The organism is Novosphingobium sp. PC22D, assembly GCF_002556635.1.
In the GTDB taxonomy this organism is placed as follows: Bacteria; Pseudomonadota; Alphaproteobacteria; order Sphingomonadales; family Sphingomonadaceae; genus Novosphingobium.
Genome location: NZ_MWMO01000046.1, coordinates 1 through 1,403 on the forward strand (window position 1 = coordinate 1; position 1,403 = coordinate 1,403).

The 1,403-nt window shown below is 61.8% G+C and carries 1 protein-coding gene; it reads left to right on the forward strand.

The features are described 5' to 3' along the window. Positions 1-81 precede the first annotated feature (81 nt). Positions 82-1,116 carry an IS110 family transposase gene (locus B2G71_RS23535; RefSeq protein WP_098109089.1) on the forward strand — a complete coding sequence of 345 codons (1,035 nt, stop codon included), beginning with the start codon at positions 82-84 and terminating at the stop codon, positions 1,114-1,116. The last annotated feature ends 287 nt before the right edge of the window (positions 1,117-1,403 follow it).

A 1,403-nucleotide genomic window follows, 5' to 3' on the forward strand; every position in this document is an offset into this window, starting at 1 on the left:
AAATACGCGGTGGCTTTTATGGAATGGCCCGCCCCTTATCAGCTGGCGCTATGATGGCGTCAGACCGAAGGGAGAGAACCGATGACGAATACGCCTATTGCCGTGCTCGGGATCGATCTGGGCAAGAACAGCTGCAGCTTGGCGGGCATGGATGCGAGCGGTGCGGTGGTAATGCGCAAACGAATGACGCGCGACGCGATCGTGACGTTCGCAACAACCTTGCCGCCGTGCGTGATCGCGATGGAGGCGTGCTGCGGCGCGCATTTCTTGGGTCGGACCTTGGCACTGCACGGACATACGATCCGGCTGATGTCGCCGGAATATGTCCAGCCTTACGTCAAGGCGCAGAAGACCGACGACCGCGATGCCGAGGCGATCGCCGAAGCGGCGACACGTCCGACGATGCGTTTCGTATCGCTGAAAAGCGAGAATCAACTCGACCTGCAGATCCTGCACCGGGTGCGGGAGCGACTGGTCAATGCACGCACCGCACTTATCAACCAATTGCGGGCGGTGTTGCTCGAGCGCGGGATCATTCTACCCAAGGGGCGTATCAACCTGATGCGTCGTCTCGAGGATCTCATGACGGGCGATCCGGCCGTCAGTGCTCGTACCGCCACTTTGCTGGCTGATCTTCGCGGGGAGTGGGCGGGGCTCGATCAACGGATCAGGGCTTATGACGACGAACTTGCCGCACTGACCCGCGAAGATGCACAGGCACGGCGGTTGGCGACCATCCCCGGCATCGGCGTCATCAACGCGACTGCTCTGCTGGCCGCCATCGGTGACGGCAGCGCCTTCGCCAAGGGGCGCGACCTCGCAGCATGGCTCGGGCTGACGCCGCGACAACACTCGACGGGCGGCAAAACGAAGCTGCTAGGAATTAGCAAGCGCGGGAATGGCTACTTACGCAAACAGCTGATCCACGGTGCTCGTGCCGCTATGCCGCATCTCGCTGCCAAGCCGAACCAGCTCGGTGCCTGGCTGCAGGCCATGTTGACGCGCGCGCATCCCAATGTCGTGGTGGTGGCGCTGGCGGCGAAGCTGGCGCGCATCGCGTGGGCGGTGCTGCAGCATGAAAAGGACTTCAATCGAGAGGCGGTTGCCGCCGTCTGATCGTTAGAGATAGCGGGCGGCACCAGCGCCGACCGCTCACACTGTCTGCGTGAGGTGAACTGAAGATGGCATAACGGGTCGTACCGGCAGTCTGGAGACCTGGTTCTAAATGTGGTGCTCGGCACCGGCGCTTTTATGAGGACCAGACTGCGCGGATATCCATCTTGGCCAGGGCATCTGCCTTGAGACCGGATACGTTGATGCAGACCATCGTGCCGTCTTTGATAAACCCCTTGCGGACGGGGCGGGCCATACGTTTTTAGGATGTCGCGCTCCTCGGTCACCCG